General features: G+C 67.8%; 24 protein-coding genes. 4 read left to right on the forward strand and 20 right to left on the reverse strand.

The window, feature by feature from the left end:
* The first annotated feature begins 93 nt into the window (after positions 1-93).
* Positions 94-1,047: a TIGR01777 family oxidoreductase gene (locus tag C5E06_RS10905; RefSeq protein WP_104298648.1), complete on the forward strand. Its 954-nt coding sequence runs from the start codon at positions 94-96 to the stop codon at positions 1,045-1,047.
* Positions 1,048-1,065: 18 nt separating this feature from the next.
* Here the strand turns inward: C5E06_RS10905 and C5E06_RS10910 are convergent, their stop codons facing one another.
* The 10 genes from C5E06_RS10910 to C5E06_RS10955 form a co-directional block, all read right to left on the reverse strand.
* Positions 1,066-1,527 carry a hypothetical protein gene (locus tag C5E06_RS10910; protein WP_258063132.1) on the reverse strand — a complete coding sequence of 154 codons (462 nt, stop codon included), beginning with the start codon at positions 1,525-1,527 and terminating at the stop codon, positions 1,066-1,068.
* Positions 1,524-2,261: a 4-hydroxy-tetrahydrodipicolinate reductase gene (gene dapB, locus C5E06_RS10915; RefSeq protein ID WP_104306877.1), complete on the reverse strand. Its 738-nt coding sequence runs from the start codon at positions 2,259-2,261 to the stop codon at positions 1,524-1,526. The genes C5E06_RS10910 and dapB overlap by 4 nt, the downstream gene beginning before the upstream one ends.
* 72 nt (positions 2,262-2,333) lie before the next feature.
* Entirely contained in the window at positions 2,334-2,933 is a 600-nt protein-coding gene (locus tag C5E06_RS10920; RefSeq protein WP_104306878.1) for a histidine phosphatase family protein, read from the reverse strand.
* Complete coding sequence (locus tag C5E06_RS10925; RefSeq protein WP_104241458.1) at positions 2,933-4,282, reverse strand: pitrilysin family protein; 1,350 nt, start codon at positions 4,280-4,282, stop codon at positions 2,933-2,935. The genes C5E06_RS10920 and C5E06_RS10925 overlap by 1 nt, the downstream gene beginning before the upstream one ends.
* A 136-nt stretch (positions 4,283-4,418) precedes the next feature.
* Positions 4,419-6,677, reverse strand: a complete 2,259-nt coding sequence (locus C5E06_RS10930; protein ID WP_104241459.1) for a polyribonucleotide nucleotidyltransferase — start codon at positions 6,675-6,677, stop codon at positions 4,419-4,421.
* A gap of 236 nt (positions 6,678-6,913) precedes the next feature.
* Entirely contained in the window at positions 6,914-7,996 is a 1,083-nt protein-coding gene (ppk2, locus tag C5E06_RS10935) for a polyphosphate kinase 2 (protein ID WP_104306879.1), read from the reverse strand.
* A gap of 112 nt (positions 7,997-8,108) precedes the next feature.
* Complete coding sequence (rpsO, locus tag C5E06_RS10940; RefSeq protein WP_104241461.1) at positions 8,109-8,378, reverse strand: 30S ribosomal protein S15; 270 nt, start codon at positions 8,376-8,378, stop codon at positions 8,109-8,111.
* 110 nt (positions 8,379-8,488) lie between these two features.
* The gene (locus tag C5E06_RS10945; protein ID WP_068480291.1) at positions 8,489-8,863 is read right to left on the reverse strand and encodes an FKBP-type peptidyl-prolyl cis-trans isomerase; all 375 of its coding nucleotides are present in this window, start codon (positions 8,861-8,863) and stop codon (positions 8,489-8,491) included.
* Positions 8,864-8,866: 3 nt separating this feature from the next.
* Positions 8,867-10,147, reverse strand: a complete 1,281-nt coding sequence (locus tag C5E06_RS10950; RefSeq protein ID WP_181062952.1) for a PrsW family intramembrane metalloprotease — start codon at positions 10,145-10,147, stop codon at positions 8,867-8,869.
* Positions 10,144-11,325 (reverse strand): PrsW family intramembrane metalloprotease, encoded by a 1,182-nt coding sequence (locus C5E06_RS10955; protein WP_181059287.1) that lies wholly within the window; start codon positions 11,323-11,325, stop codon positions 10,144-10,146. The genes C5E06_RS10950 and C5E06_RS10955 overlap by 4 nt, the downstream gene beginning before the upstream one ends.
* Positions 11,326-11,493: 168 nt before the next feature.
* Between C5E06_RS10955 and C5E06_RS10960 the strand changes: the two genes are divergently transcribed.
* A complete protein-coding gene (locus C5E06_RS10960; RefSeq protein WP_104241464.1) occupies positions 11,494-11,958 on the forward strand; it encodes a hypothetical protein in 465 nt (154 codons plus the stop codon).
* A gap of 135 nt (positions 11,959-12,093) precedes the next feature.
* Here the strand turns inward: C5E06_RS10960 and C5E06_RS10965 are convergent, their stop codons facing one another.
* Positions 12,094-13,590, reverse strand: a complete 1,497-nt coding sequence (locus tag C5E06_RS10965; protein ID WP_104241465.1) for an aspartate ammonia-lyase — start codon at positions 13,588-13,590, stop codon at positions 12,094-12,096.
* Positions 13,591-13,641: 51 nt separating this feature from the next.
* Positions 13,642-15,798 carry a DEAD/DEAH box helicase gene (locus C5E06_RS10970; protein WP_104306882.1) on the reverse strand — a complete coding sequence of 719 codons (2,157 nt, stop codon included), beginning with the start codon at positions 15,796-15,798 and terminating at the stop codon, positions 13,642-13,644.
* Between the two features lie 265 nt (positions 15,799-16,063).
* Between C5E06_RS10970 and C5E06_RS10975 the strand changes: the two genes are divergently transcribed.
* Positions 16,064-16,738, forward strand: a complete 675-nt coding sequence (locus C5E06_RS10975) for a maleylpyruvate isomerase family mycothiol-dependent enzyme (RefSeq protein ID WP_104298641.1) — start codon at positions 16,064-16,066, stop codon at positions 16,736-16,738.
* Here C5E06_RS10975 and C5E06_RS10980 read toward each other — a convergent pair.
* Genes C5E06_RS10980 through truB form a run of 4 tightly spaced genes read right to left on the reverse strand, consistent with a single transcriptional unit; the run spans position 16,726 to position 19,424 of the window.
* Positions 16,726-17,685, reverse strand: coding sequence for a bifunctional riboflavin kinase/FAD synthetase (locus C5E06_RS10980; protein ID WP_104306883.1), 960 nt, complete (start codon positions 17,683-17,685; stop codon positions 16,726-16,728). The genes C5E06_RS10975 and C5E06_RS10980 overlap by 13 nt on opposite strands.
* Positions 17,669-18,118, reverse strand: a complete 450-nt coding sequence (locus C5E06_RS10985; protein WP_104306884.1) for a hypothetical protein — start codon at positions 18,116-18,118, stop codon at positions 17,669-17,671. Before C5E06_RS10985 ends, C5E06_RS10980 begins: the two co-directional genes overlap by 17 nt.
* Entirely contained in the window at positions 18,118-18,504 is a 387-nt protein-coding gene (locus tag C5E06_RS10990; RefSeq protein WP_104241470.1) for a hypothetical protein, read from the reverse strand. Before C5E06_RS10990 ends, C5E06_RS10985 begins: the two co-directional genes overlap by 1 nt.
* Positions 18,501-19,424 (reverse strand): tRNA pseudouridine(55) synthase TruB, encoded by a 924-nt coding sequence (gene truB / locus C5E06_RS10995; RefSeq protein ID WP_104306885.1) that lies wholly within the window; start codon positions 19,422-19,424, stop codon positions 18,501-18,503. Before truB ends, C5E06_RS10990 begins: the two co-directional genes overlap by 4 nt.
* 51 nt (positions 19,425-19,475) lie before the next feature.
* Between truB and C5E06_RS11000 the strand changes: the two genes are divergently transcribed.
* Entirely contained in the window at positions 19,476-21,443 is a 1,968-nt protein-coding gene (locus C5E06_RS11000) for a 2-dehydropantoate 2-reductase (RefSeq protein WP_104306886.1), read from the forward strand.
* Positions 21,444-21,485: 42 nt separating this feature from the next.
* Here C5E06_RS11000 and rbfA read toward each other — a convergent pair whose 3' ends face one another.
* The 4 genes from rbfA to nusA all read right to left on the reverse strand — a co-directional run bounded on the left by rbfA (position 21,486) and on the right by nusA (position 26,351).
* Positions 21,486-21,920, reverse strand: coding sequence for a 30S ribosome-binding factor RbfA (gene rbfA / locus C5E06_RS11005; protein ID WP_104241473.1), 435 nt, complete (start codon positions 21,918-21,920; stop codon positions 21,486-21,488).
* Between the two features lie 155 nt (positions 21,921-22,075).
* A complete protein-coding gene (infB, locus tag C5E06_RS11010) occupies positions 22,076-24,949 on the reverse strand; it encodes a translation initiation factor IF-2 (RefSeq protein ID WP_104306887.1) in 2,874 nt (957 codons plus the stop codon).
* Between the two features lie 96 nt (positions 24,950-25,045).
* Positions 25,046-25,426, reverse strand: coding sequence for a YlxR family protein (locus tag C5E06_RS11015; RefSeq protein ID WP_308471422.1), 381 nt, complete (start codon positions 25,424-25,426; stop codon positions 25,046-25,048).
* On the reverse strand, positions 25,332-26,351 hold the full coding sequence (nusA, locus tag C5E06_RS11020; protein WP_104241476.1) for a transcription termination factor NusA: 1,020 nt from the start codon (positions 26,349-26,351) through the stop codon (positions 25,332-25,334). The genes C5E06_RS11015 and nusA overlap by 95 nt, the downstream gene beginning before the upstream one ends.
* Positions 26,352-26,433: the final 82 nt, after the last annotated feature.

Raw genomic sequence — 26,433 nt, forward strand, 5'->3', positions numbered from 1 at the left:
ACCCGCACAGCCTAGGCGCAATCAGGCGCGCGATCAGCCGAGCACGGCCCCGCGTTGCGCTCGCGCCCAACTGACACGACTACCTTCGAGGTCATGAGCACTCAGGCGACCTCCCCAAAGCACGTTCTCGTCTCCGGCGCATCCGGAATGATCGGCCACCGTCTCATCGAGGAACTGCACGCGCACGGCCACCGCGTCACGCGGCTCGTCAGGCGCGACCCGAAGGACGCCAGCGAGTTCCGGTGGAACCCCGCCCAGCGAACCCTGGACGCGAGGGTCCTCGACGGCGTGGATGCAGTCGTGAACCTCTCCGGGTCACCGCTCAGCAAGCTGCCGTGGACCTACAACGTGAAGAAGGAGATCCTTCGCTCCCGCGTCAACGCGACGCTCACGATCACCGGTGCCATGGCGGCCTCCTCCACGCCCCCGGCGCTCCTCATCAACGGTTCCGCGTCGGGCGCGTACGGCGACCGGCCGGGGCAGGTACTCGACGAGGACTCGGCACTGCCCGAGACCGACGAGTTCCTCCCGCGTGTCGTCGACCGCTGGGAGCGCGCGGCTCAGACAGCCCCGGACGGCACCAGGGTCGTCCTCGCCCGCACCGGTCTCGTCCTGGGGCGCGGCGGTGTCCTGACCGTCCTGAAGACCCTGGCGAGCGTCGGGTTGCTCTCGCAGCTGGGTGACGGCACGCAGCACTGGCCGTGGGTGAGCCTGCGCGACGAAGTGCGCGCGCTCCGCTTCCTGCTCGAGTCCGACGACGCGCAGGGGCCCTACAACCTGGTCGGCCCCACACCCGCGACCGCCGACGAGATCCAGCAGCAGCTGGCCGACGAGCTCGGGCGCCCCTACAAGCTCAAGGCGCCATCGACGCTCATCGACCTCACCCTCCAGAAGGCGGGCCGTGAGCTGTTCCTCGCCGACCAGCAGATCCGCCCGAAGCGCCTGCTCGACGCGGGCTTCACCTTCAAGGATCGCACCGCGGGTCAGGCCGTCGAGCTGGCCCTCAAGTCGCCGGAGTTCGAGCCAGAGCCTGGCGCCGGAGTCTGACGCTTCGAGCCGGGCCGCTCACGCCCTGGCGCGAGCGGCCTTCTCGAGGCGGATGCCCTCGCGCAGAGAAGCCCTGGCTCGCTTTCGGTCCCCCGAGGCCGAGTACGCAAGACCGAGGCGCATCCACGTCCTCCAGTCTTCAGGAGCGGCCTCGACCTCGGACTTCCACCTCGGAAAGTCCTCGTCGGCCGCCTCACGGACGACGCGTCCGCTCGGTCGCTTGGGCAGGTCGTCCTCCGGCAGCTCGCCGGCGTCCGCCATACGTCCGAGCAGTCGTTCCGTCTGCATCCCGAAGAGCAGCTCACGGGCCACGAAGACGACCGCGAGGACCGGGAACACGATGAGTGCGGCACCCATCACCTTGGCGACGATATCGCCCGCGAACAGTGAGACCGCCATTCCCGAGACGAAGACGATGTAGAGCAGCAGGAGCAGGGTCACGGCGGCGACGCCGAGCTTCGTGGCCAGGTTGCTCTTCACGAGCGACCCGACAGTCCGTCGAGGCCGAGCACGCCGTCGAGCCCGACTGTCGTGCCCCGCGTCTCGACCGCATGCGTGATGGCGAGCTTGATGCCATGCACGTAGGCCTCCTGCGAGATCGTCTCGTGGCGAATCGTCAGCACTTCACCCTCTCCCCCGAAGATCACCTGCTGATCCGCCACGACTCCGCGCAACCGCAGACTGTGGATGGGCACGCCCGAGACGAGTTGCCCCCGAGCGTCCTGCTCGCTGTTCGGAGCGGAGAGTGGCCGTTCCCTCGAGGTCGCGATGCGCTCCGCGGTCCGTACAGCAGTCCCTGACGGCGAATCCACCTTCTTGTCATGGTGCGCTTCGACGATCTCGATCGATTCGAAGAAGCGCCCCGCGACGCTCGCAAGCGCGGTGCCGAGCACCGAGCCCAGAGAGAAGTTCGGGACGAAGACGACCGCACGCTCCGGAGGCACGAGGCCAGAGACGCCGGCGATCCGCTGCTCGTCCCAGCCGCTCGTGCCGACGACGACGTCGATGCCATGCTCGAGGGCGAAGGGCACCGCCGCCTCCGATGCCTCGAGCCGCGAGACGTCGATGAGCACGTCGGCGCCGAGCATCTCATCGAGTGAAGAAGAACTCGTCAGCCCCGCATGGAGACGGAGCCCATCGGTCGTCTCGAGGATCCGTGCGATCAGTGTTCCCATGCGGCCAGAAGCGCCCAGCACGGCGACCTTTGTTTCCATGCCCACAAGCGTACGGCCATCGGCAGGCCGAGCAGACGACGCGGGAGGCTCTCGGCGGCAGGCCCGACGACCTCAGACGGCGATCGAGGTGCTGACTCCCGTGCGCAGTTCCGGCGTCAGGTGCGACAGGTCGTTGAAGAGCAGCAGCTCAGCCGGCTTCCTGGTCCGCACCCGGACCACCGTGAGACCGGTGTTCACCGAGTTGAGGCCGAGCCAGCGCCAGTCTGGGGCGTCGAGCACCCGGCGCACGAATTCGCCGATCACGAAGTTGTGGGTCACGAGCAGGGTGTGGCGGTCGTCGCGGCTCTTGCTGAAGAACGTGTCGTACGCGTCGTTCATCTGCGCCATGCCGGCGTCGACGACCTCGTCACCGATGCCGCCGAAGAAGCTGTCGTACGTCGACGGCGCACCGTCCTGCCCCGTGGGGATGCAGTCGAACAGCAGCGTCGACTCGAGCGCGGCGGGACCGCTCGTGTACTGGTCGATCACCGCGCTCGTCTCGACAGCGCGATCCAGCGGCGACGTGTAGGACTCGCTGAGCGGGACGCCCGCGAGTCTGCGGCCGATCAGATGAGCCTGGGCCCGACCACGCTCCGACAGCGGGCCGTCGGTGATTCCGTGCTCGGCGTTCTCCTGCTCGCCATGCCTGACGAGGTAGAGGTAGTGCGACATCAGCGGCGCTCCAGTTCGGTCCTTGCTTCCGAGGAGAGCTTACCGACCGCAGACGCGACGAGCTCCCCACTGAACATGTCGGCCGCGACGGACTGCACCTCGTCGAGCGACACGGCTTCGACCCGCGAGAGCGCCGCCTCGAGGTCGTAGAAGCGACCCGTGTGGATCTCCGCGCGCCCGAGGCGAGACATGCGAGTGTCGGCGTCCTCGATCGCGAGAGCGGAGCCGCCGGCACTCGCGCTCTTCGCGTCGGCCAGCTCCGTCGCGGTGACCCCGTCCTGGACGAGCTTCTCCGCCTCCTGGCGCAGCACCCTGACCGTCTCCAGCACGTTGTCGGGAGCGCATCCCGCGTACATGCCCGTCACCCCCACATCGGAGTGGCTGCCGCCGAACGAGTACACGGAGTAGGCGAGCCCGCGCTTCTCGCGGATCTCCTGGAAGAGGCGGGACGACATGCCACCACCGAAGATCCGATGCATGAGGCCGAATGCCTCCCTGCGCGGGTCGAGCTGCGTGATTCCCTGGCCACCGATGACCAGGGCCAGCTGCTCGAGCGGGCGCTCGATGGCCGAGAGCGGTCCTGTCGGCACCGCGGAGCCCGGCTCGAGCGTCGTGGCCCTGCGGGAGACGGGGACGGCGCGTGCGTCGAGGTCCCACCCGCCGGCCCGGAGGTTGCGCTCGAGCTGCTCGCGGACGACGTCGTGGTTGACGGCCCCCGCGATGGTCACGACGAGCTCCTCCGGACGGTAGTGCTGGCGGTACGAGCTCCACACGGCGTCGCGGTCAGCGGCCCTGATCGAGGCAGGCGTGCCGCCGATGGGCCTCGCGAGCGGATGCGCACCGAGGAGCGTCTCGTAGAACCGCTCCCAGACCACGTCGTTCGGGTCGTCGTCCGCCATCGCGAGCTCCTCGATGATGACGCCGCGCTCGATCTCGAACTCCGCGGCGTCGATCACACTCGAGGTGATCATGTCGCTCAGGACTTCGACGGCCATGGGGAGGTCGGCATCGCGGACCTTCGCGTGGTAGAGCGTGTGCTCCTTCGCGGTCTGCGCGTTCACCTCTCCACCGACGCGCTCGAAGGCCGCAGATACCTCGAAGGCGGACCGTGTCGGCGTGCCCTTGAAGAGCAGATGCTCGAGGAAGTGCGTGGAACCGTACTCATGCGGGAGCTCGTCCCGGGAGCCGACCGGCACCCACAGGCCGATGCTGGTGCTCGCCGCGCCGACGACTTCCTCGGTCAGGAGGCGCACCCCGCTCGGCAGCACCGAACGTCGGAAGAGACCGCCGTTCGACACTCGTGCTTCGATCTCGGGAAGGTCAAGTGGCAGTTCAATGGCATCGCGCATAACCAGTCAAGCCTAGAGCGTGTAGACCGTCCCGGCGTCAGCCGCGAGACAACTCCCAGCGGCTCGAGACCTCGCGAGACGCCAAAGGGCCCCGCGCACGGATGCGCGGGGCCCTTCAGAGGAGAGGTGGGCTGAGCTACTCAGCGCCTGCCTCGAGAGCGACGCCCTCTTCAGCAGCTGCCTCCTCGAGCACGGGTGCGAGCGACAGCTTGCCGCGGTCGTCGACCTTCGTGATCTCGACGAGGATCTTCTGGCCGACGCCGAGCACGTCTTCGACGTTCTCGACGCGCTTGCCACCGGCGAGCTTGCGCACCTCGGAGATGTGCAGCAGGCCGTCCTTGCCCGGGAGCAGGGAGACGAAGGCACCGAAGGATGCGATCTTGACGACCGTTCCCAGGTACTGCTCGCCGACCTCAGGGTTCGTCGGGTTCGCGATGGCGTTGACTGCTGCACGAGCGGCCTCGGCGGACGGACCGTCGACAGCGCCGATGTACACGGTGCCGTCGTCCTCGATGGAGATGTCGGCTCCGGTGTCGTCCTGGATCTGGTTGATGACCTTGCCCTTTGGCCCGATCACCTCGCCGATCTTGTCGATCGGAACGCGGACCGAGATGATGCGCGGTGCCGTGGCAGCGAGCTCGTCCGGCGTGTCGATGACGGCGTTGATGGCCTTGTCGAGGATCTGGATGCGAGCATCGCGAGCCTGCGTCAGGGCGCCATCGAGAACCGACGTCGGGATTCCGTCGAGCTTCGTGTCCAGCTGGATGGCCGTGACGAACTCCGCGGTACCGGCGACCTTGAAGTCCATGTCGCCGAGCGCGTCTTCTGCGCCGAGGATGTCGGTGAGCGCCGCGTAGCGCGTCTCGCCGTCGACCTCGTCGGACACGAGACCCATGGCGATGCCCGCGACGGGAGCGCGCAGCGGCACACCGGCGTTGAGCAGCGACAGGGTGGAGGCGCAGACGGAGCCCATCGACGTGGAGCCGTTGGAGCTGAGCGCTTCCGAGACCTGACGGATCGCGTAGGGGAACTCCTCGCGGCTCGGGAGAACCGGGACGATGGCGCGCTCGGCGAGGAAGCCGTGCCCGATCTCGCGACGCTTCGGCGAGCCGACGCGTCCGGTCTCACCCGTCGAGTAAGGCGGGAAGTTGTAGTGGTGCAGGTAGCGCTTCGACGTGATCGGCGAGAGCGAGTCGATCTGCTGCTCGAGCTTGAGCATGTTCAGCGTAGTGACGCCGAGGATCTGCGTCTCGCCGCGCTGGAAGATCGCCGATCCGTGCACGCGTGGCACGACGTCGACCTCTGCATCGAGCTGACGGATGTCGGCGACGCCGCGACCGTCCATGCGCTTGCCCTCACGGAGGATGCGTCCGCGGACGACGTCCTTCGTGACGGTCTTGTAGGCGGCCGACACCTGACCAGCGACGGAGGCGTCGAGCTCTCCGCTTTCGATCTTCGCGGCGATCTGCTCCTTGACGCTGGCCTTGAGCGCGTCGTCAGCATCCTGGCGCTCGATCTTGCCGGCGATCTGGTACACGTCGACGAGTCCGTCGTGCGCGATGGCAGTGACCGCGTCGAGGGCCTCCTGCGTGTACGGGAGGAAGACCGGGTACTCGACGACGGGCTTCGCGGCCTGGTCTGCGAGCTCCTGCTGTGCCTTCACGAGCTGCGTGAGGAACGGCTTGGAAGCCTCGAGGCCCTGTGCGACGACAGCCTCGTCGGGCTTCTGCGCGCCGGCCTGGATGAGGCCCCACGCGTGCTCGGTGGCTTCGGCCTCGACCATCATGATGGCGATGTCCTCGGTGCCGTCGGCCTTCGTGACGAGACGGCCGGCGACCGTCAGGTCGAAGACGGCGTCGGCGAGCTGCTCGAACTTGGGGAACGCGACCCACTGGCCGTCGATGAGCGCGAGGCGGACACCGGCGATGGGGCCGGAGAACGGCACACCGCTGAGCTGCGAGGACAGCGAAGCTGCGTTGATCGCGAGGGCGTCGTAGAACTCACCAGGAGCGATCGAGAGCACCGTCACGACGACCTGGACCTCGTTGCGGAGGCCCTTGACGAACGAGGGGCGCAGCGGCCGGTCGATGAGGCGGCAGACCAGGATGGCCTCCGTCGACGGGCGTCCCTCACGACGGAAGAATGATCCGGGGATCTTGCCGGCGGCGTAGCTGCGCTCTTCGACATCGATCGTGAGCGGGAAGAAGTCGAAGTTCTCCTTCGGGTTCTTCGAGATGCTCGTTGCCGACAGCAGCATCGTCTCGTCGTCGAGGTAGGCGACGGCAGAGCCCTGCGCCTGCTGGGCGAGACGCCCTGCCTCGAAGCGAATCTTGCGCTGGCCGTGCTTGCCGTTGTCGAGAACGACTTCAGAGAACTTGATTTCGGGACCTTCCAAGAGGTCTCCTCCTTCTGCGTGTGTGCACGCGAAGGGCAAGCGCGACCGGGTCTTCCCGGGCTGATCGTCAGTAGAAGACCACTGCCGAATGAGCGCCTCTAGCGCATCGACAGGAACCCACCACCGAGGACCAGCTACTCGCCGCCCCGCGTGTCTTGAATGATTGCGCTGCTGACTCTACCAGCGGAGGGCGACGAGCAGCTGGAACCCGTGCGGCGAGTGCCGCACGGGCGCCCCTACTTCTTGCGAGACGGGCGAGGGAGCTCCTTCACGAGAGGGAACTCCCCCGTCGGCTTCTCCCCCTCGTCGTAGAGCTTGCTCGGCGACCCGACGATCTTCTTGTCAGCAGCGTGCGCGATGCTCTCGTCCTTCGAGGGGTAGTCGAACTGGGAGAGGACGTAGCGCATGGCCTCGAGCCTCGCCCGCTTCTTGTCGTTCGACTTGACCACCGTCCACGGCGATTCGGCGGTGTCCGTGTAGAAGAACATCGCCTCCTTGGCTTCGCTGTACTCGTCCCACTTGTCGAGAGACGCGAGATCGGTCGGGCTCAGCTTCCACTGGCGCACCGGATCGTCGCGACGGGCCGCGAAGCGCGCGAGCTGCTCCGCCCGACCGACCGAGAACCAGAATTTGATGATGGTCGTGCCGGAGTTGACGAGCATGCGCTCGAACTCGGGAGCGGAACGCGTGAACTCGAGGTACTCGGTCGGGGTGCAGTACCCCATGACGCGCTCGACGCCCGCACGGTTGTACCAGGAGCGATCCAGCAGGACGATCTCGCCTCCAGAGGGCAGATGCTCGACGTATCGCTGGAAGTACCATTGCGTCTGCTCCTTCTCCGTCGGCTTCTCGAGCGCGACGGTGCGAGCACCGCGGGGGTTCAGGTGCTCCATGAAGCGCTTGATCGCGCCACCCTTGCCTGCCGCGTCCCGGCCCTCGAAGATGATGACGACCTTCTGCCCCGTCTCCTTGATCCAGGTCTGGAGCTTCAGGAGCTCGATCTGCAGCGCGCGCTTCTGCTTCTCGTACTCCTTGCGCGGCAGCTTGGCGTCGTAGGGGTAGCCGTGGCGCCAGGCCTCGCCAAGTGGGTCCTCGTCGCGCAGCTCGGCGAGTTCGTCCACCTCCGGGGTCATGTCCGGGATGCCCGCCCGGTTGAGGCGGTACGCGGCCTGAGAGCCTGCGCCCTGCTTCCGAGCGCGACTCGTCGAGGTGGAGTCCGATGCGCCGGCCTCCACGCGGGCGTCATTGCCCGATTCCGAGGCCTTCGTCTGACCCTTGGCGTCTGCGTGCGGCTTTGCTGGAGTTCGAGGGGCTGCCATGTCGCTCAGCCTAGCGCCGGGGCTTCCACGCCTGGGCCCCATGTGGACGACCAGGCGCCGCTGCACGCGAAAAGAGCCCCTGCCGATGGCAGGGGCTCTTCGCAGAAAGTGCTTAGCGGCGAAGGCCGAGTCGCTCGATGAGCGAACGGTAACGCGAGATGTCGACGTCGGCGAGGTAGCCGAGCAGACGACGCCGCTGACCCACAAGCAGGAGGAGACCACGACGCGAGTGGTGGTCGTGCTTGTGCTCCTTGAGGTGCTCGGTGAGCTCCTTGATTCGCGTGGTGAGGATGGCAACCTGAACTTCAGGGGAACCAGTGTCACCCGGGTGCGTTGCGTACTCTTCGATGATGGCCTTCTTGCCCTCAGCGCTTAGTGCCATTGACAGACCCCCTTCTCTTTCGTTGCGCGGCGCTCGGCACACAATGTGCGAGCTCTCTTCATCCGCGGCCGTTTCACGGCAACCGAAAGAGCATAGCAGATCGGGAGGGGTCAGCTCACGCCCAGCAGGTCGATGATGAAGACCAGCGTCTTGCCGGAGAGCGGGTGCCCTCCGCCAGCGGCGCCGTAGGCGAGGTGCGGCGGGAGGACGAGCTTGCGGCGGCCGCCGACCTGCATGCCCGGGATGCCTTCCTGCCAGCCGCGCACAAGCGCCTTCAGCGGGAAGTTGACCGACTCGCCCCGGTTCCACGAGGAGTCGAACTCCTCGCCGGACTCGAACTCGACGCCGAGGTAGTGCACGTCGACCGTCGAGGACGGCTCCGCGACTGCCCCGTCGCCCACGATGATGTCCTCGATGACCAGCTCTGCTGGTGCCTCTCCACCCGGGAAGTCGACTTCTGGCTTGGTGCGATCAGTGTTTGTCATGCTCTACATCCAAGCGCCGGAGCCTGGACGAGTCCCGGATGACGCGCCGTGCGGCTGTGTCTGCGGCTGCATCTGCGGCTGTGCGTGTACCTGTGCCTGTGCCTGGATCAGCTCGCCTCGGAGCTCCCCGAGATGCCGGAGCAGGAGCCGTTCGTCGAGCAGCTTGCTCGTGCGATTCGGGTCGAGGATGACCTGGTGCCGGACGCTCGCGAGACGCGTGGACTCGGTGATGAAGTCGCGCATGGCCTTGTCCGCGCGTTTCCCGGACCGGCGCGCCCAGGACCTCGCGCTTGATCGGCCGCGCATCGTGGAGAGCATCCTGATCTCGGCCTGCGAGTACCAGCCGACAGCGGCGTACTCGGACAGGCGCTCCACGATGATGCGGGCATCCTTCCGTCGCAGGAGGAGGATCGTCACGATCCAGGCGAGGAAGATCGGCACCATGACCAGCGCGAAGAACGCGATGAGCCCCAGGATGCCAGCAGACTGCTGCACGAGACCCGAGCCGACGTTCCAGAGCGCGTGAAGGGCCATCGCGGGGATGAGACCCAGTGCGAAGCCGCCGAGCGCCGAGCCCCAGCCACCGCGACGGGCGCCGATGCCCATTCCGATGCCGGTCAGCGAGACGCACATCGGGTGCAGCAGCGGCAGGGCAATGCCCCGGATGAAGTACTGGGCGACGAAGCCCCCGACCCCTGCTTCCTGCCACATCGAGGAGAAGTAGAGGATGTTCTCCGTGAACGCGAAGCCCGCGCCGAGCAGAGCTCCGTAGACGAGGCCGTCCGTCGGTCCGTTGAAGTGACGACGCGCGACTGCGTAGATGACGACGAGACCGAGGCCCTTCCAGATCTCCTCGCCGACGGGCGCCTCGACGGATGGGCCCCACCAGGCGGGCAGGGCTCCCGGAAGGAGGACCTCGCGGACCAGGCCCGTGAGCAGCGCGCCACCGACCGCGATGCCGCCTCCCCAGAACACGGCGCCGATGAGCAGGATGCGCGGCTCGGGCTCCCACCGGTCGATGAGCCACACGACCATCCACACGACGAAGAGCGGGACGAGCGCGGCGAGCACGCTGCCGAGGAGCACGACGTCGCTGCTGCCGAGATACGCGAGGAACAGGACGACGGCGATGATGAGCGCGGCCAGGCACATGACGACGATCGTCGTGATGCGCATCGCCAGCTCACCCTTCGTGGGGGCCTGCGGGAGGACGAACTGGGGGTCGACCTGGCGCTGACCGGCTGGTGCGCCCCAACGCCCGTCCGCGTGCATGGGTCCGGTCACGAGGTGGCCACCCTGGGTCCTGCCGCGCCAAAGGCTGCGAGCTGCGAACGGTGCTCCTTGACGCGGTCGAGCATGCGCTTCTCCACGACTCTCCGATTCGGGTCTCGCTTGTTGACCCTGGCGTGCTCGCGGGCGAAGGCGAGCCTCGACGCGTCCTGGACGAAGCCGCGCATCGCGCGGTCGGCCTCGGGGCTCACGGACTTCGCCCACGCGAACGCCTGCTCGCGCGCGCTCCAGTCCCCGATCATCGCGACCTCCGATGTCGTGAACCATCCGGCATCCGCGTACTCGCCCAGACGGTCGACGATGATGAGGCGGTCACGGTCGTGCAGCTTGACGAGGAACCAGGCCAGCAGCAGGAAGATGGGCAGCTGCACGACGAGGTAGAAGATGAGCCAGCCGAACTGATTGCTCGGGTCGACTCCGAGCAGCGGGAGGATGAGCAGGCTTCCGCCGTTCCAGAAGGCATGAGCGAGGATCGCGATGACGAGCCCGCCGAGGCCCATGAGGATCGGCCGCCGCCAGCCGCCTCTGCGGGCTCCCCAGCCGATGGCCATGCCGGTGATGCCGGTGAAGAGTGCGTGCGCGAACGGCGAGAGGATGCCGCGCACGATGAACGTCGACGCGAAGCCCGAAGCCGATTCCGCGGCCTGGGAGAAGTAGATGATGTTCTCCGTGAAGGCGAAGCCTGCGCCGATGACGGCCGCGTAGCTGAAGCCGTCGAGCGGGCTGTCGAAGTGCCTCCGCGCGAAGATCAGGATGAGGAACAGGCCGACGGCCTTGATGGACTCCTCGGAGATCGGCGACTGGATCAGCACGGAGAACTTGCTCACGGCACCCTCGGTTGCCAGGTACGAGCGGGCGACATCGAGCATCATGCCGCCGGTGACGAGAGTCCCGACGACCGAGGCCCCTGCACCCCAGAACAGTCCGAAGGCGAGCAGGATCCGCGGCTCTGGCTCCCAGCGGTCGAGCCACCAGACAGCCGTGAGGACGAGCCCGAGGGGCACGAGAGCCGGTATCGCCATCGTGAGCGCGGCGAAGCGCAGCTCGCTGAAGAGCCAGGCGACGACCCCAACGGAGAGCAGCACCGCGAAGCCCAGCAGAAGCAGCCAGGTGAGCCTGCCCCGAGTCAGCCTTCTGCGCCGCTTCGGCGCGACTGACGTGGCACTGCTCATCGATGGTCCTCCGTGCATTGGGGTGGCTGCCCGAAGCAGAGACATTCGGGCCTCGCGGCGCGCACGGGTCTCCCCGCCTCGTCGGCTCGCTGCGGTCAGCATAGCCAAGCGGACGCGGGTCAGGCGAACGACCAGTCGTCCGGGCTCAGCGCACGGTAGATTAGGAGCATGATGCGTCTCGGATTTCTTCTCGGTGCCACTGTCGGCTTCATCGCTGGGATCAGCACGAGTCGAGTGCACGCGGAAGAGGTCGCGAAAGACATCGGCGGCAGGTCGAAGGCCTTCGCGGAGCGGATGACGGTGTCCGCTGAAGACCTGCGCCGCCGCAGCGATACCCAGCTGGAGGACATGCGTCGGCGCGTCGACGAGCAGCTCGACGAGATGCGCAAGCGCGTCGACGATGGTTTCGACGACGTCAAGCGTCGGGTCGAGGAAGAAGTCGAGAAGAGCATCGAGTCACAGGTGCAGACGCTGGTGCGAGCCGGTCAGGCCCGCGAAGATGTCCTCGAGACGTTCGAGGACGACGACGCAGACGCCATGTTCTCCCCCGGTGACACGAGCTCGCCACGCCATGCTGCCGTCGAGGGCGAGTCGACGCCGGAGCAGGACCCCGAAGGCAAGCGCCCCGAGTAGCTCGCTCTCGGTCGTGCGCTGCGGCTCACGCGGCCCCGACCGACAACGCAGGGAACGAAACGGCCCCTCCGGTGCACTGCACCGGAGGGGCCGTTCTGCTGTGGTGACGCCCGCTACAGGCGGACACCGGCAGCGTTAGGAGAAGTCACGCAGATCGGCTCGGTCGAGGCTGTCCTCGAGAGCCGTGGCCTGCGCCTGCGTGATGATCGGGATGGCGCTCGTGACGGCCTGGATTCCGGAGAGCCGCTCGGGCGAGAGGATGCTCGTGACTTCCTCCCGGCTCAGGAGCCCGCGTTCGACGACCAGGTCGGCGATGGTCGACTTGGTGGTGAGGGCCTCCTTGGCGAGCTTCGACGCCTCCGAGTAGCCGATGTAGGGCGTGAGGGCCGTGACCACGCCGACGGAGCTGGAGACGCGGGACGCGAGCAGCTCCTCGTTGGCGGTGATGCCGTCGATGCAGTTCACGCGCAGGGTACGCGCGGCGCGGCGGAGCCAGGCGGAGTTCTGCATGAGCGTGTGGAGCATGACGGGCTCGAACGCGTTGAGCTGCAGCTGCCCAGCCTCGGATGCCATGGAGACCGTGACATCCGCCCCCGCGATGACGAACGCGACCTGATTGACCGCCTCGGGGATGACCGGGTTGACCTTGCCGGGCATGATCGAGGAGCCAGCCTGCCGCGCCGGAAGGTTGATCTCGCCGAGGCCAGCCTGTGGGCCGGAGGACAGCAGCCGGAGGTCGTTGCAGATCTTCGACAGCTTCATCGCGGTGCGCTTGATGACGCTCGAGAGCGACATGAACACGCCGGTGTCGCTCGTGGCCTCGATGAGGTCGTGCGCCGTCTGCAGGTCGTTGTAGCCCGTGATCTTGCGGAGCTGGCGCATGACGGCGGACGCGTAGCTCGCCTCAGCCGTGATGCCGGTCCCGATCGCCGTCGCACCGAGGTTGAGCTCGAGCAGCAGCGGCAGCACGTCGCGGAGGCGCTGGATGTCCTCGCCGATGGTCGTGGAGAAGCCGCTGAACTCCTGTCCCAGCGTCATCGGCACGGCATCCTGGAGCTGCGTGCGGCCGATCTTCAGGATGTGCTTGAACTCGCTGCCCTTCACGCGGAACGCGTTCTGCAGCAGCGTGAACTCGTCGATGAGACGCTCGGTCGCGTGGACGAGCGCGACCTTGACCGCACTCGGGTACGTGTCGTTCGTGGACTGCGATCGGTTCACGTGGTCGTTCGGGGAGAGGAACTCGTAATCTCCGAACTCGCGACCGGCGAGCTCGAGCGCGCGGTTCGCGATGACCTCGTTGACATTCATGTTGGTGCTCGTCCCGGCACCGCCCTGGATGACGCCGACCACGAATTCCTCGTGCAGCTTGCCGTCGATGATGTCCTGGCACGCGCGATCGATGAGCCACGAGCGCTCCTGGTCGAGCACGCCGATCTCGAGGTTGGCGCGCGCTGCGGCCTGCTTGACCTGCGCGTAGGCGACGATGAAGTCCGGGTACACGCTGATCTGACGTCGACTGATCGAGAAGTTCTCCAGCGCGCGGGCGGTGTTCACACCCCAGTAGGCACCTGCGGGGATCCGCATCTCGCCGAGCGAGTCGCGTTCGACACGGAATTCCTGCGTTTCTGACATGACCTGATGGTCCTCCAACTTCGTCGTCTGAGTTTCCGCGCTGACCTCAGCCTACTGCCGACGCGCTCCTCGGATCGCCGCCTCGAGAAGACTCGCGAGCGCATCGACCTGGATGCTGTCAGCCGACAGCTCGCCAGCATCGATTCCCTCGAGGGCACGCAGGGCGAGGCCCTGCTTGTTGTCGATGAGCTCGGCGATGCGCGCGTCGATGGTCTGCGCCGCGACGATGCGCCACGCGGTGACCGGCTCTTCCTGGCCGATGCGGTGCACGCGGTCGATGGCCTGGGTCTGCTCCGCGGCAGTCCAGCTGAGCTCGGCGAGCACCACGTCGGACGCCGCCTGCAGGTTCAACCCGACTCCAGCGGCCAGGAGCGAGCAGACGACGACCTGCACGCTCGGGTCGTTCTGGAAGGCGTCGATCGCGGCCTGTCGCGCTGCCGGGGTCTGGTCGCCTCGGATGGAGACCGAGGAGATCTCGTTCTCCGCGAACGTCCGCTCCGCCGCATCCATGACCTCGATGTGCTTGGCGAAGAACACGACCTTGCCCGCAGAGCGAGCGATCTGGCCGGCGTACTCAGCCGCGAGCCGGGCCTTCGCCGCGCCGATGGTGCGGAGCATCGTGAAGATGCTGGCTCCCGTCGACGAGGCCTTCGACTCCTCGACCTCCTGGCGGGCGATCATGCGAACGCGATCCAGGTCGACGGCGCCGGGCTCGAGCCCGGCAGCGGCCGCCATCCGGCGGTACCGCTCGAGCAGACGCGAGACGAGCGCCGCCTCCGCTGCGCGAATGCTCCTGCCCTCATCCGAGTCGAGCTCGACGGGCATGTCCACGACGCGCTTCGCCGGAAGATCCGCGGCCACGTCGATCTTGCGCCTGCGGACGATCCCGAGATCGATGACCGCCTGCCGTGCCGCCGCCAGGAAGCCGGGATCGCTGGGCACGAGGCCCGTCTCGTCGAGACGGTCGAGCAGCAGCTGCGAGGGCCTGTCGCCTTCGAGCCAGCCGAGGAACTGCCAGATCGCCTTGAAGTCATCGACGTCGTTGATGAGCGGCGTTCCGGTGAGCGCCATGAGCAGCGGGTCGGCGCCGGGCACGCGAGCCCTGATGCTGTTCGCGAGCTGCATGACGAGCCGCGACCGCTGCGACTGCAGGTTCTTGATGAAGTGCGCCTCGTCGAGCACCATGCCCTTGAAGCCGAGCGACGTGAGCCAGCCGAGGTGGCGGTCGAGGATCTCGTAGTTGACCACGAAGACATCGGCGAAGGCGTCGATGCCCTGACCGTCTCCGGAGATGACCGTGACCCGACGGTTCGGGGTCCAGCGCTGGACCTCTCGCGCCCAGTTCGTCTTCACGACGTTCGGGACGACGCAGAGCAGCGGGTACGCCTCGGCGACCGACGCGGAGAGCAGCGCCTGCGCCGTCTTGCCGAGCCCGGGCTCGTCCGCGAGCAGGTAGGCCCGGTGCCCGTCGGCGACGCTCGCGAGCAGCCTCGCCTGGTGATCCATGAGCTCCTGGCCTGGAGGCGAGATGCGGTCCCAGCGGGGAGCAGGAGGCAGCTCCATCGAGGCCGCGTTCCCGCCTGCGCCCGTCTCGAACGCGCGGAGGAGCGGGCCGAGGAGCTCCCAGTTGGACAGTCTCGAGTAGTGCGGAGCTGTGGAGTTGACGCTCGTGAGCACTGGCGCCAGGAACGGGTTCGATCGGGTGCGCGCCTTGACGGAGCCGGGAAGGACCTGTCGCTGCGCGATCTCCGGCGGCAGCTTCTCGGCCTGGGCCTCGGGCTCTGGCTGCTCGTCGACCACCATCTCGATGCCACCGGCGAAGAGCATCTGCTTGCGCAGCGCCTTCGCTGCTTCGCTGACCGGAGCGCCGGGCTCGAGGAGACTGATGAGCGAGGTGTCGCGCGCAGCGGTCTTGGCGAGGATCGAGGCGAGGCCGTCGAGGCGCTTGAGCGCCTCTGCACGGTCATGCTCGCTGAGCTCGCTGGTCTCCTTGGCCTTCGCGCGCTCCTCGCGCATCAGCAGCGCGATGACCTGGAACTTGGTGCGATTCGACGGCGAGACCTTGCCGCGCTGCGCCGAGGCCTCGACCTCCCGTGCCGCCTTCGCGAGCTGTGGGATGACGCCGGTGTTATCGACCGGCTTGCGGTTCCGCGGCGGCGTGTGAACGCCGGCGCGACCGCCGGCTTGGGCGCGTGTCCTACGAGACATGCCCCTCCTTATGCAACGTGGCAGGGATCGGGAAGTTGAGCCGGGCGGAGGTCGCAGCATCGGCGCCGAACGCGGCGACCGGCAGTGAGGCGGGCCTCGGCCCACTCGAGTGACGAGCTCCCGGATGTCATGCAGGTGACGAGGAGAGTTCAGATTCCCTCAGGCACCGGCGATCACAGTGTACGCCAGGCGACCCGCAGGTTTCGACTCGGGAACGACGTGTCGTTGCCCCGCACAGACTCCGCTCTGGTGCGATAATCGTCAGGTGCCTCAACGCCCCTTCCCAGATCCCGACCGGCCGTACTTCACGCCGTCGAAGCGGGTCGCAGGCGACTGGAGCGCTCACATCGCGACGACGCTCGACCGCACTGCAGCTCTCCTCGCCGGCCTGACCCCTGAGCAGTGGGACTCGCCGAGCAAGTGCGAGGGGTGGAGCGTCCGTGACGTCGCGGGGCACCTCACCTGGCGACTCGGCTCCCCCACCTCGACGCTCCTCCGCGACGCCTCCCGAGGCGTGCTGCGCAACGGGCTGCGCGTGGACTCCTACCTCGACGACGTCGCCAAGCGCGAGGGCGCGGCCCCGACCGACGAGCTCGTCGCTCGCATCCGTGCGATCGCCGCCGAGAAGGTGGTCTCGCCGAACCGCGCGGGAATCTCCGAGCTCACGGAAGCCGTCGTCCACACCTACGACATGACCGAGGCGCTTGGCCTGCGCATCCGTCTCAGCCCGCGGTCGACGAGCGCGGTCGCACTCGTCCGAACACGGGTTCCGCTGACCTCGGCGGCGTCGCTCGCCAAGCGCAACCGCCTCCGCGCCACGGACGCCCGCTGGCAGATCGGCGACAAGGGACCCGTGCTCGAGGCCACCGCCGCGCGCATCGTGCTGAGGCTCTTCGGTCGCGAGGTCACGCTCGACGAGCAGCCGAGTCAGACGACGTAGCTCCCGCCGAGCGTCTCGGCAGCTTCTTCGACGTCGAGGGCCATGCGGTCCTTCAGCGCTTCGATGCTGTCGAACTTCTCCATGCCTCGGATGCGTTCGACGAACTCGAGCTCTGCGACGAGTCCGTAGAGGTCGACGGTCTCGCCGATGAGGTGCGCCTCGACCTGCTTGCGAGGCACGCCGTCGAACGTGGGGTTGTTGCCGATGGAGATCGCGGCAGGGGCCTCGACGTCACCGCCGCGGAACCATCCCGCGTACACGCCGTCTGCGGGGATGAGCCCTTCGAGCTCCGGGGACAGGTTCGCCGTCGGGAACCCGAGCTCGCGGCCCCGTTTGGCACCGTGCACGACCTCGCCGACAAGCGAGTGATGGTGGCCGAGCACCTCGGCGGCCCCACGGACGTCACCGAGGGCGAGCAGTTCCCGAACCCAGGTCGATGAGGCACGTCGCTCGAGGTGCGAGCGCTCGTCCTCGGCCATCTCGTCGTCGGCGATGACGATCTCGAATCCGCTCGTCGCGGCCAGCTCACGCAGGAGATCGACGTCTCCTGCACCCTTGGCGCCGAAGCGGAAGTCCTTGCCCACGACGATGAGGCGCATCTGCAGGGCGCCGACGAGCAGCTCCCGCACGAACGCCTCGGGGCTCATCCCGGCGAGCTCGTCGTCGAACGGCAGCACGAGGGTCGCGCTGAGGCCCGTCTTCTCGAGGAGCTCGATCTTCTGCGAGAGCGACGTGATCGGCTCGGGCTCGACGCCGGGCTTGATGAGCGAGAGCGGATGCCGGTCGAAGGTGACCGCGACCGGCTCGATTCCGCGCGCGGAGGCCTCTTCGACGAGCCGCGAGAGCAGCCATCTGTGGCCCCGGTGGACGCCGTCGAACTTGCCGACCGTCACAGCGCTCGGCGTCGGCTCCGCTGGCAGCTCGGCCAGGTCAGTGAACAGCCGCACGTTCCCTCTTTCGTCTCGATCGTCCCGTCTCGAGCCATGCGATGCCGAGGATCGGGAGCACAAGAGGAATATACGCGTAGCCGACCCCGAAGGCCGACCAGACGGTATCGGAGGGGAACAGTTCCGGGTGGAACTCGGTGAGCGAGCCGACCACGAGCACGCCGACGAGCTCGAACACGATCGTGCACCACGCGACGAGGTTCCACGCCCGCCCGTGCCGCACGAGTGCGATGGTCGCGAGCAGGTAGACGAGGGCAGCCGCGGCTGACAGCGAGTAGGCGAGGGGCGCCTCGTCGAGCTTCGACAGCAGCTGGTAGGAGCTGCGTCCCATCGATGCGAGCGCCAGCACCGCGTAGACCACGACGAGCACACGACCGGCACCGTGGGCGCCGCGATAGGCGTTCCCCTCAGCGTTCGATCCACGCCCGCGCATCACGACGCGACTCCGATGAACGGGCTGGCGCCGATCCAGATCTGGTGCATGCGGAACACCATGACGCCGATCGTGAGCGCCGCGACGCCCAGGATGATGGTCGACCACTTCGTGCGCTCCACTAGCCCCCAGAAGACGGCGGCCGGGGGGATGATCACGGCCACGACCCAGTACATCCAGAATTCGAGCGCGTCGCCGACTGGCTCGTTGCCGGCCGCAGGCGCGATGAGCGCCATCACGAACTGCACCACGAGCAGCAGCTCCACGAGTGCGACGGCGCCGACCGTGACGTCTCCCGGCTTGCGACCGCTCGCACCGGCGATGAGGCACAGGATGCCGGCCCCCGCGCTCACGAGGCAGAGGACCCACGTGAACCACTCGATCACGAGCCGGTTCCCGTCGGCATGTTGAACTCCGTCTTGAGCACGCCGGCGGATGCCCTGGCGATGCCGATGAGGCTGCCCTCCGGGTCGATGGCCGCCAGCAGGCCGTCTCCGGTGCCGTCTGCCACCCGGAGCTTCTTGCCGTTGCGGAGGTCCGCGGCCTGCTGACCGGTCGCCTCGAGGGCCGGGAAGCGCCGGAGTGCGGCCGCCGCAGGGCTCAGCAGTCGGAGCTCGAGGTCCTGGGCGTCCGGCGCGACCGCGTCGGAGATGCTGAAGTCCCCCACGCGAGAGCGCCTGAGCGCGGTGAGATGCGCCCCCGTGCCGAGTGCGTCGCCGAGGTCCCGTGCGAGGGCGCGGATGTAGGTGCCCGATGAGCAGGCGACCCGGACGTCGAGGTCGAGCACCGGCGTCTCTCCGGCAAGCCCACTCCGCGAGGCCAGCAGCTCGAGCTCGGAGATCGTCACTGCCCGCGCGGCCAGCTTGACCTCCTCGCCGTCGCGCACCCGCTTGTACGCGCGGACCCCGTCGACCTTGATGGCACTGACGGATGACGGGATCTGACTGATCGGGCCTCGCAGGGCGGCCATGGCCGCCTCGATGCGCTCCGGCGTCACCGCGGCAACCGCACCTCCCGGTGCCGTCGTGGTGAGCTCGCCTTCGGCATCCTCGGTATTCGTCGACACGCCGAGACGAACCGTGGCGAAGTACTCTTTGTCGTCGCCGACGAAGTAGGTGAGCAGGCGTGTCGCTCCCCCGACGCCGAGGATCATGAGTCCGGATGCCATGGGATCGAGCGTGCCCGCGTGGCCGACCTTCCGCGTGCCGAGCGCCCGCCTGGTCATCGCGACGAGCGTGTGGCTGGTCGGGCCCTGCGGCTTGTCGAGGAGGAGGATGCCGTTCGGGCCAGGAGGTGGAGTCGTCATGTCCCCAACATTCTATGGTGCCCGTAGGCTCGTTCCCGGTCGTCGAGCGCGGTGACGACCGCAGGAAGCGACTGGTTCGGGACGGGCGAAGGAGAGAACGGGATGCGAGTGGCGGTCATCGGTGTCGGTGCTGTGGGCGGCACTCTGGCCCTCCTCCTGGACAGGGCGGGCCACGAGGTCGTCCTCACCTCGCGGCGGTCTCCGGTCGAGCCCGAGTCTGCCGAGCAGGCGCAGGCACGCCGTCTCGTGCTCCGGGGCGCCTTCGGGGAGCACAGCGCGACCTTCGAACAGGTCTCCGTTCTCCGCGGGGCATTCGACCTGGTGCTCGTCGCGGTCAAGGCGCAGGACACCAAGCACGCCGTCCAGCCCCACCTGTCGATGGTTGCGGCGACCACCACCGTGATCGTGCAGAACGGCCTCGACGGAGTGTCGACCCTCGAGCAGATGCTCTCCGTCGTGCCCGACGAACAGCGGTCGGGAATCGTCGTCGGGGGCCTCGCCACCTTCGCCGTCAACAGGCCGGCACCCGACGAGATCGAAGCCACCGCGACCGGAATGCTCATGCTCGGAGCGGCATCCCCCGAAGACACGCGAGAGCTGGCAGCGACCGCGCGATCGCTCGAGACCGCGGTCCACTGCGTCGTCACCGGAGACCTGCGCTCGGCGCAGTGGAGCAAGCTGCTCATCAACCAGGTCAACGCGGTCCCGGCCGTGACCGGCGCCAGCGTGCAGGAGACCGGCCTGGACGGCGATCTGTCGGCGGTCCTCGCCGCGAGCATCGGCGAGCTGCTCGCCGTGGCCGCAGCCGAGGGTGCGCACCTCGAGGCCCTCGGGCCGCTCGACGAGACGCTGGCGACGCTCGCTGCTTCAGTGCCGAAGGATGCCGAGGCCACCATCGCGCGCAACACCCGGCTCGCCGTGGAGCTCACCGCTGCGTTCGGCGCGACCCCCAACTACGCGTCGACGCTGCAGAGCATCCGACGCGGCGAGGCCACGGAGATCGACGCGCTCAACGGTGCCGTCGTCGTCCACGGGGTCGCGCAGGGCGTCCCCACCCCGGTGAACGCAGCGCTCACCTCGCTGGTCCACGGGAGAGAGCAGGGCCAACCTAGCCTCTCCCCCGCCGAGCTGCGGAGGACTGTCCTGACGTCGACGGTCAACGACTGGTTCGCCCGAGAGCAGCGCGCCCTCGCGTGGCGGGCGCCGACGACCACCCCATGGGGGGTGCTCGTGAGTGAGACCATGCTGCAGCAGACGCAGGCCGCGCGCGTCGAACCCAAATGGCTCGACTTCATGGAGCGGTGGCCGACGCCGGGCGCGATGGCAGAGGCATCCGAGGCTGAAGTGCTGCGGTTCTGGGACCGGCTCGGCTACCCTCGGCGCGCGCTCTGGCTGCTCGCCTGCGCACGTGCCATCACGGCCGAGTACGCCGGCGTGGTGCCGAGCACACGGGACGCGCTCCTCGCCCTGCCGGGGGTTGGCCCGTACACGGCTTCCGCCGTCATGTCCTTCGCCCACGGCGTTCCAGAACCGGTCGTCGACACGAACGTCCGACGAGTGCTGTCCCGCGCCTTCCTCGGCGAAGAGACCCCGTGGGGTCCGTCGGCCGTCCGAGACGCGGCGGAGATGTTGGCCGTCTCCCCGAGCGAGACGCAGGCCGCGAACCTCTGGAACGCCGCATCGATGGAACTCGGCGCCCTCGTCTGCACGGCCAAGCGCCCCAACTGCGAGGTGTGCCCGATCGTCGCCAGCTGCGCTTGGTTCGCGGCCGGGCGGCCACGCTCCAGCGCAGTCAAGAAGCGGCAGGCGAAGTTCGCTGGCTCGGACCGCGAGATGCGCGGCCTCGTCCTCAGAGAACTCAGGGCCATCCCCGGCGGCGTGGAGATCGAGTTCCTCCGCAGCCACCTCGCCCCGGGAGGGCTCGATGAAGCCCGCTTCGAACGCGCCATCTCCTCACTGCAGAACGACGGTCTGATTGTGCGCAGAGCCGAGGCGCAGATAGCGCTCGCCGGCGACTGATCGTCCAGTCGCCGGCGAGCGCCCAAGCTGCGGAGCCGGGGCTCAGGACTCCTCTGGCTCGTCCTTCTTCTCGTAGGGGTCGGCGTCGCCGGCGTAGCTCGCTGTCTTCGCCTGCTGCGCCGACGCCACATCACGCTCGTGTGCCTCGCGGAGCAACGCGGCGATGGCGTCCGCGTTCTCGGGGATCGCGTCTGGAACGAACTCCAGGCTCGGCGTCAGGCGAGAGGTGATGTTCTTGCCCACCTCCGTGCGCAGCATGCCCGTCGCGCTCCGGAGCGCCGCCGCGGTGTCGCGGCGTTCCTTCAGGTCGCCGTAGACGGTGTAGAAGATTGTTGCGTGCTGGAGGTCCCCAGTGACGCGGACGTCGGTGATCGTGACGAACCCGAGTCTCGGGTCCTTCACGCCGCGCTCGAGCGTCTTCGCGACGATGACCTTGATGCGGTCTGCGAGTCGCAGTGCCCGTGAATGATCGACCATGATGGCTACTTTCTCGTGTGCTGGTGCAGAGCGTCAAATGCGTCTGCGGTGTCGATACTGCTCAGCAGCTGAAGACGGGGCCCCGGCCAGTTGGCCAGGACCCCGCCCGCGAGTCCACGCTGAGACCAGCTCAGCGCAGCGACTCGGTCAAACAGCTAGACGCGAGGCTTCTCGACGAGCTCGGTCGTCTCGATCTCGTCACCGATCTGGATGTCGTTGTACTTGCCGAGGCCGATACCGCACTCGAAGTCCGTGCGGACCTCGGTGACGTCATCCTTGAATCGACGGAGCGAGTCGATCGCCAGGTTGTCCGCGATGACGATGCCGTCGCGGATGACGCGAGCCGTCGCGTTCCTGGTGATGGTTCCGCTGCGCACGATACATCCGGCGATGTTTCCGAACTTGGAGGAGCGGAACACCTCGCGGATCTCCGCGACACCCGACTGGACCTCTTCGAACTCGGGCTTGAGCATGCCCTTGAGCGAGTTCTCGATGTCCTCGAGTGCCCCGTAGATGACCGAGTAGAAGCGGACATCCACACCTTCACGAGCGGCGCGCTCGCGCGCCTTCGTGTCGGGGCGCACGTTGAAGCCGATGATGATGGCGTTGTCGACCGTGGCGAGGTTGACGTCGGACTCCGTGATGGCGCCGACACCGCGGTGGATGATGCGCAGCTGCACCGAGTCGTCCACATCGATCTTGAGCAGCGACTCCTCGAGTGCCTCGACGGCACCGGAGACGTCACCCTTGATGATGAGGTTGAGCGACTCGACCTTGCCCTCTTCGAGTGCACGGGTGAAGTCCTCGAGGCTGATGCGCTTGCGGGACTTCGCCAGGCTGGCGTTGCGCTCCACGGCTTCACGCTTCTCGGCGATCTGACGCGCGGTGCGGTCCTCTTCCGTGACGATGAAGGTATCGCCTGCACGAGGAACGCTCGAGAGGCCCTGCACCTGGACTGGGCGCGACGGCTCAGCTTCGGTGACGACCTGACCGTTCTCGTCGAGCATCGCCCGGACGCGACCGTAGGCCGTACCGGCCACGATCGGGTCTCCGACTCGGAGCGTTCCCGACTGGATGAGCACGGTCGCAACCGCACCGCGTCCCTTGTCGAGCTTCGCCTCGATCGCGATACCGCGCGCTTCCTTGTTGGGGTTGGCGCGCAGGTCGAGACCAGCATCTGCCGTCAGCAGGACGGCCTCGATGAGGCTGTCGATGTTGACGTTGTTGCGGGCCGAGACGTCGACGAACATCGTGTCGCCACCGAACTCCTCGGCGACGAGTCCGTACTCGGTCAGCTGTGCGCGGACCTTCGACGGGTTCGCGTCTTCCTTGTCGACCTTGTTCACTGCGACGACGATCGGCACGTTCGCGGCCTGGGCGTGGTTGAGCGCCTCGACCGTCTGCGGCATGATGCCGTCGTCAGCCGCGACCACGAGGATCGCGATGTCGGTGACCTGGGCACCACGGGCACGCATGGCCGTGAAGGCCTCGTGACCTGGCGTGTCGATGAACGTGATGGCGCGTTCGATGCCCTCATGCTCGTGCCAGACCTGGTAGGCACCGATGTGCTGCGTGATGCCGCCCGCTTCTCCGTCGACGACGTTCGCGTTGCGGATCGCGTCGAGGAGGCGCGTCTTTCCGTGGTCGACGTGACCCATGACGGTGACAACCGGCGGCCGGATCTCGAGGACGTCGTCGCCTTCGTCCTCGGCTTCCTGGTCGAGGTCGATCGAGAAGCCCTCGAGGAGCTCACGGTCTTCGTCTTCCGGGCTGACGATCTGGATGCGGTAGCCGAGTTCCTCACCGAGGACCTCGAACGTCGCCTCGTCGAGCGACTCCGTCGCCGTGGCCATCTCACCGAGGTGGAACAGCACGGTCACGAGGTCGCCGGGGCTGGCGTCGATCTTCTCAGCGAAGTCCGAGATGGAGGCGCCACGACGCAGACGGATCGGCGTGCTGCCGTCTCCGCGACGGACCTTGACGCCGCCGACGCTCGGGGCTTCCCGCATCTCGAATTCTGCGCGCTTCGTCCGCTTGGACTTGCGTGCCTTCGACTTTCCGCCACCGCGACCGAACGCACCAGCGGTCGAGCCGCGACCGCGGCCGCCACCTGGGCGACCGCCACCGCCACCTGGGCGTGGGGCGAAGCCGCCACCTGCACCGGGGGCGCCGCCTGGACGTCCACCGCCGGCGCCGCCGGCACCCGGACGGCCGCCTGGCCGACCTGCACCTGCTGGACGAGCTCCGGGGAGCACGCGGGGCTGGCCTGGGCGCGGAGCTGCCGGGCGGGGTCCGCCTGGGCTCGCCGGACGCGGTCCGCCTGCGCCACCGGGACGGGGTCCGCCGCCTGCTCCGCCACCTGGGCGCATGCCCTGGTTGGAAGCGAACGGGTTGTTGCCCGGACGCGATCGACCCATGCCCTGGCTCGACGCGAAGGGGTTGTTGCCCGGACGCGGTCCGGGACGGGGACCACGGGGACGCGGGATCGAGGGGCTTGCGCCACCATCTGCCTGCGCCGGCTTCGCATCGCCGGGGGCAGCGGGACGCTGCGCGCTCGGCTTCGCCTCACCAGCGTCAGCCGCGGGTGCGGCCGGAGCCGCAGGAGCAGGAGCAGCGGCCGGCGCGGCGGGAGCCGCCGGTGCCGGTGCGGGAGCTGGCTCAGGCTTGCGCTTGGGCCCGGGGGTCGGTGCCGACGAGCCTGCGGGAGCGGCCTTCTTGGCCGGCTCGGCGGGGGCTGCCGGTGCCGAGGGAGCGGACGGTCCTGGCTTGCTGCCCGGACGAACGCTTGACGGGGTCGCTCCGCCGGGACGCGGAGCGCCCGGCTTCGAAGCCGAGGGAGCAGCAGCCTGAGGCTGCGCGCCGCCGGCGGCGTTGGACTTCAGTGCCTCGCGAAGGCGACGGGCCACGGGGGGCTCGACGCTCGACGAAGCGCTCTTAACGAACTCGCCCATGTCCTGAAGAGTCTTGAGGGCGGTCTTGGAATCGACGCCCATCTCGCTGGCGATTTCGTGTACGCGTGGTTTTGCCACTTTTCTCCTGTCTGGGGCCCGCCCAGATAGGAGCGGACCATTAAAAAAGTCGGATGTGCCTCATCGTGAGTCACTCATGAGTTGTCCATGGTCCGATCAGCCTTTTCTCGTGGTCGGAGCAGTGCGTTCGCCCTGCTCCAATGTGCTCGCGTGCCTGCTGAGCGCCTCGGTGTCCACCTTGCCTGTCTTGAAGGCCCGCAGGAATGCGCGCCGCTCAATCGCCAGCTTGGTGCACTCCGCGGTCGGATGGATCCAGGCTCCGCGCCCGGGGAGACTCGCCGAGATATCGACTTCGAGACTTCCCTGACGAAGCACAACCCTGAGGAGCTGACTTCGTTCTGAGCGCGAACGGCATCCAACGCACGTTCGTACAGACGACATACTACCCCTCTGCGCGCGCTTCGTCTCCGTCTTCGAGGATCGAGTCGGGCTGGATATCGATTCTCGCCCCCGTGAGCTTGGCAGCGAGGCGCGCATTCTGCCCCTCCTTGCCGATCGCGAGCGACAGCTGGAAGTCGGGAACGAGGGCACGAACTGCCTTCGTGGCGCGGTCGATCACGAACGCGCTCGACACCTTGGCCGGGCTGAGGGCACTCGCCACGAACGTCGGCAGGTCCTCGGAGTAGTCGACGATGTCGATCTTCTCCTCGCCGAGCTCGTTGGTCACGGCACGGACGCGGGCACCGAGCTCGCCGATGCAGGCCCCCTTGGGGTTGATCCCCTCCTGGGTGGCGCGCACGGCGATCTTCGTGCGGTGTCCGGCCTCGCGCGCCAGCGAGACGATCTCGACGACGCCGCTCGCGATCTCGGGCACCTCGAGCGCGAACAGCTTGCGCACGAGTGACGGGTGGGTTCGAGAAACCGTGATCTGCGGCCCCTTGCTGCCGCGCTCGACCTTGGTCACGAAGACGCGGAGGCGACGCCCGTGGGAGTAGTCCTCACCGGGCACCTGCTCCTCAGGCGGCAGGATGGCCTCGACCGTTCCCAGGTCGACGTGGATCATGCGGGGGTTCGGACCCTGCTGGATCACGCCAGCGACGATGTCGCCCTCACGCCCCCGGAACTCGCCGAGGACCTTGTCGTCGCCGATGTCGCGGATGCGCTGGTTGATGACCTGCTTGGCAGCGAACGCGGCCACTCGACCGAAATCGTCGGCCGGAAGCTGCGCTTCTCCGATGATCTCGCCGTCGTCGTCCATCTCCGGCACGAAGACGTTGACCTCACCGCTCTTGCGGTCGAGGTGCACGCGGGTCGAGGCCGGCGGCACGTCCTGGCCGAGTTCCTGCGACACGTGCTTCTCGTACGCGGTCAGGATCGCCTGCTCGAGAATGCTGGCAAGCTCCTCGAATGGAATCTCACGCTCTCGCTCGAGAATCCTCAGGACAGCAAGGTCGATCTTCATGGCGCTCCCTCTATTCAGATGAAAGAACGAGTTTACCGCATGCTGGCGCACGGAGCTCCCCGTCGGGCACGCGGGATGGGGC

This window comes from Pseudoclavibacter sp. RFBI5 (genome assembly GCF_002931395.1).
Lineage (GTDB): Bacteria > Actinomycetota > Actinomycetes > Actinomycetales > Microbacteriaceae > Pseudoclavibacter.

Bases quoted from the DNA above. Each gene is read 5' to 3' on its own strand.
- C5E06_RS10905 (WP_104298648.1), top strand. From the start codon at position 94: ATGAGCACTCAGGCGACCTCCCCAAAGCACGTTCTCGTCTCCGGCGCA.
- dapB (WP_104306877.1), bottom strand. From the start codon at position 2,261: ATGGAAACAAAGGTCGCCGTGCTGGGCGCTTCTGGCCGCATGGGAACA.
- C5E06_RS10920 (WP_104306878.1), bottom strand. From the start codon at position 2,933: ATGTCGCACTACCTCTACCTCGTCAGGCATGGCGAGCAGGAGAACGCC.
- C5E06_RS10925 (WP_104241458.1), bottom strand. From the start codon at position 4,282: ATGCGCGATGCCATTGAACTGCCACTTGACCTTCCCGAGATCGAAGCA.
- ppk2 (WP_104306879.1), bottom strand. From the start codon at position 7,996: ATGGCAGCCCCTCGAACTCCAGCAAAGCCGCACGCAGACGCCAAGGGT.
- rpsO (WP_104241461.1), bottom strand. From the start codon at position 8,378: ATGGCACTAAGCGCTGAGGGCAAGAAGGCCATCATCGAAGAGTACGCA.
- C5E06_RS10945 (WP_068480291.1), bottom strand. From the start codon at position 8,863: ATGACAAACACTGATCGCACCAAGCCAGAAGTCGACTTCCCGGGTGGA.
- C5E06_RS10955 (WP_181059287.1), bottom strand. From the start codon at position 11,325: ATGAGCAGTGCCACGTCAGTCGCGCCGAAGCGGCGCAGAAGGCTGACT.
- C5E06_RS10960 (WP_104241464.1), top strand. From the start codon at position 11,494: ATGATGCGTCTCGGATTTCTTCTCGGTGCCACTGTCGGCTTCATCGCT.
- C5E06_RS10965 (WP_104241465.1), bottom strand. From the start codon at position 13,590: ATGTCAGAAACGCAGGAATTCCGTGTCGAACGCGACTCGCTCGGCGAG.
- C5E06_RS10970 (WP_104306882.1), bottom strand. From the start codon at position 15,798: ATGTCTCGTAGGACACGCGCCCAAGCCGGCGGTCGCGCCGGCGTTCAC.
- C5E06_RS10985 (WP_104306884.1), bottom strand. From the start codon at position 18,118: ATGCGCGGGCGTGGATCGAACGCTGAGGGGAACGCCTATCGCGGCGCC.
- truB (WP_104306885.1), bottom strand. From the start codon at position 19,424: ATGACGACTCCACCTCCTGGCCCGAACGGCATCCTCCTCCTCGACAAG.
- rbfA (WP_104241473.1), bottom strand. From the start codon at position 21,920: ATGGTCGATCATTCACGGGCACTGCGACTCGCAGACCGCATCAAGGTC.
- C5E06_RS11015 (WP_308471422.1), bottom strand. From the start codon at position 25,426: ATGCGCGCCTCGCTGCCAAGCTCACGGGGGCGAGAATCGATATCCAGC.
- nusA (WP_104241476.1), bottom strand. From the start codon at position 26,351: ATGAAGATCGACCTTGCTGTCCTGAGGATTCTCGAGCGAGAGCGTGAG.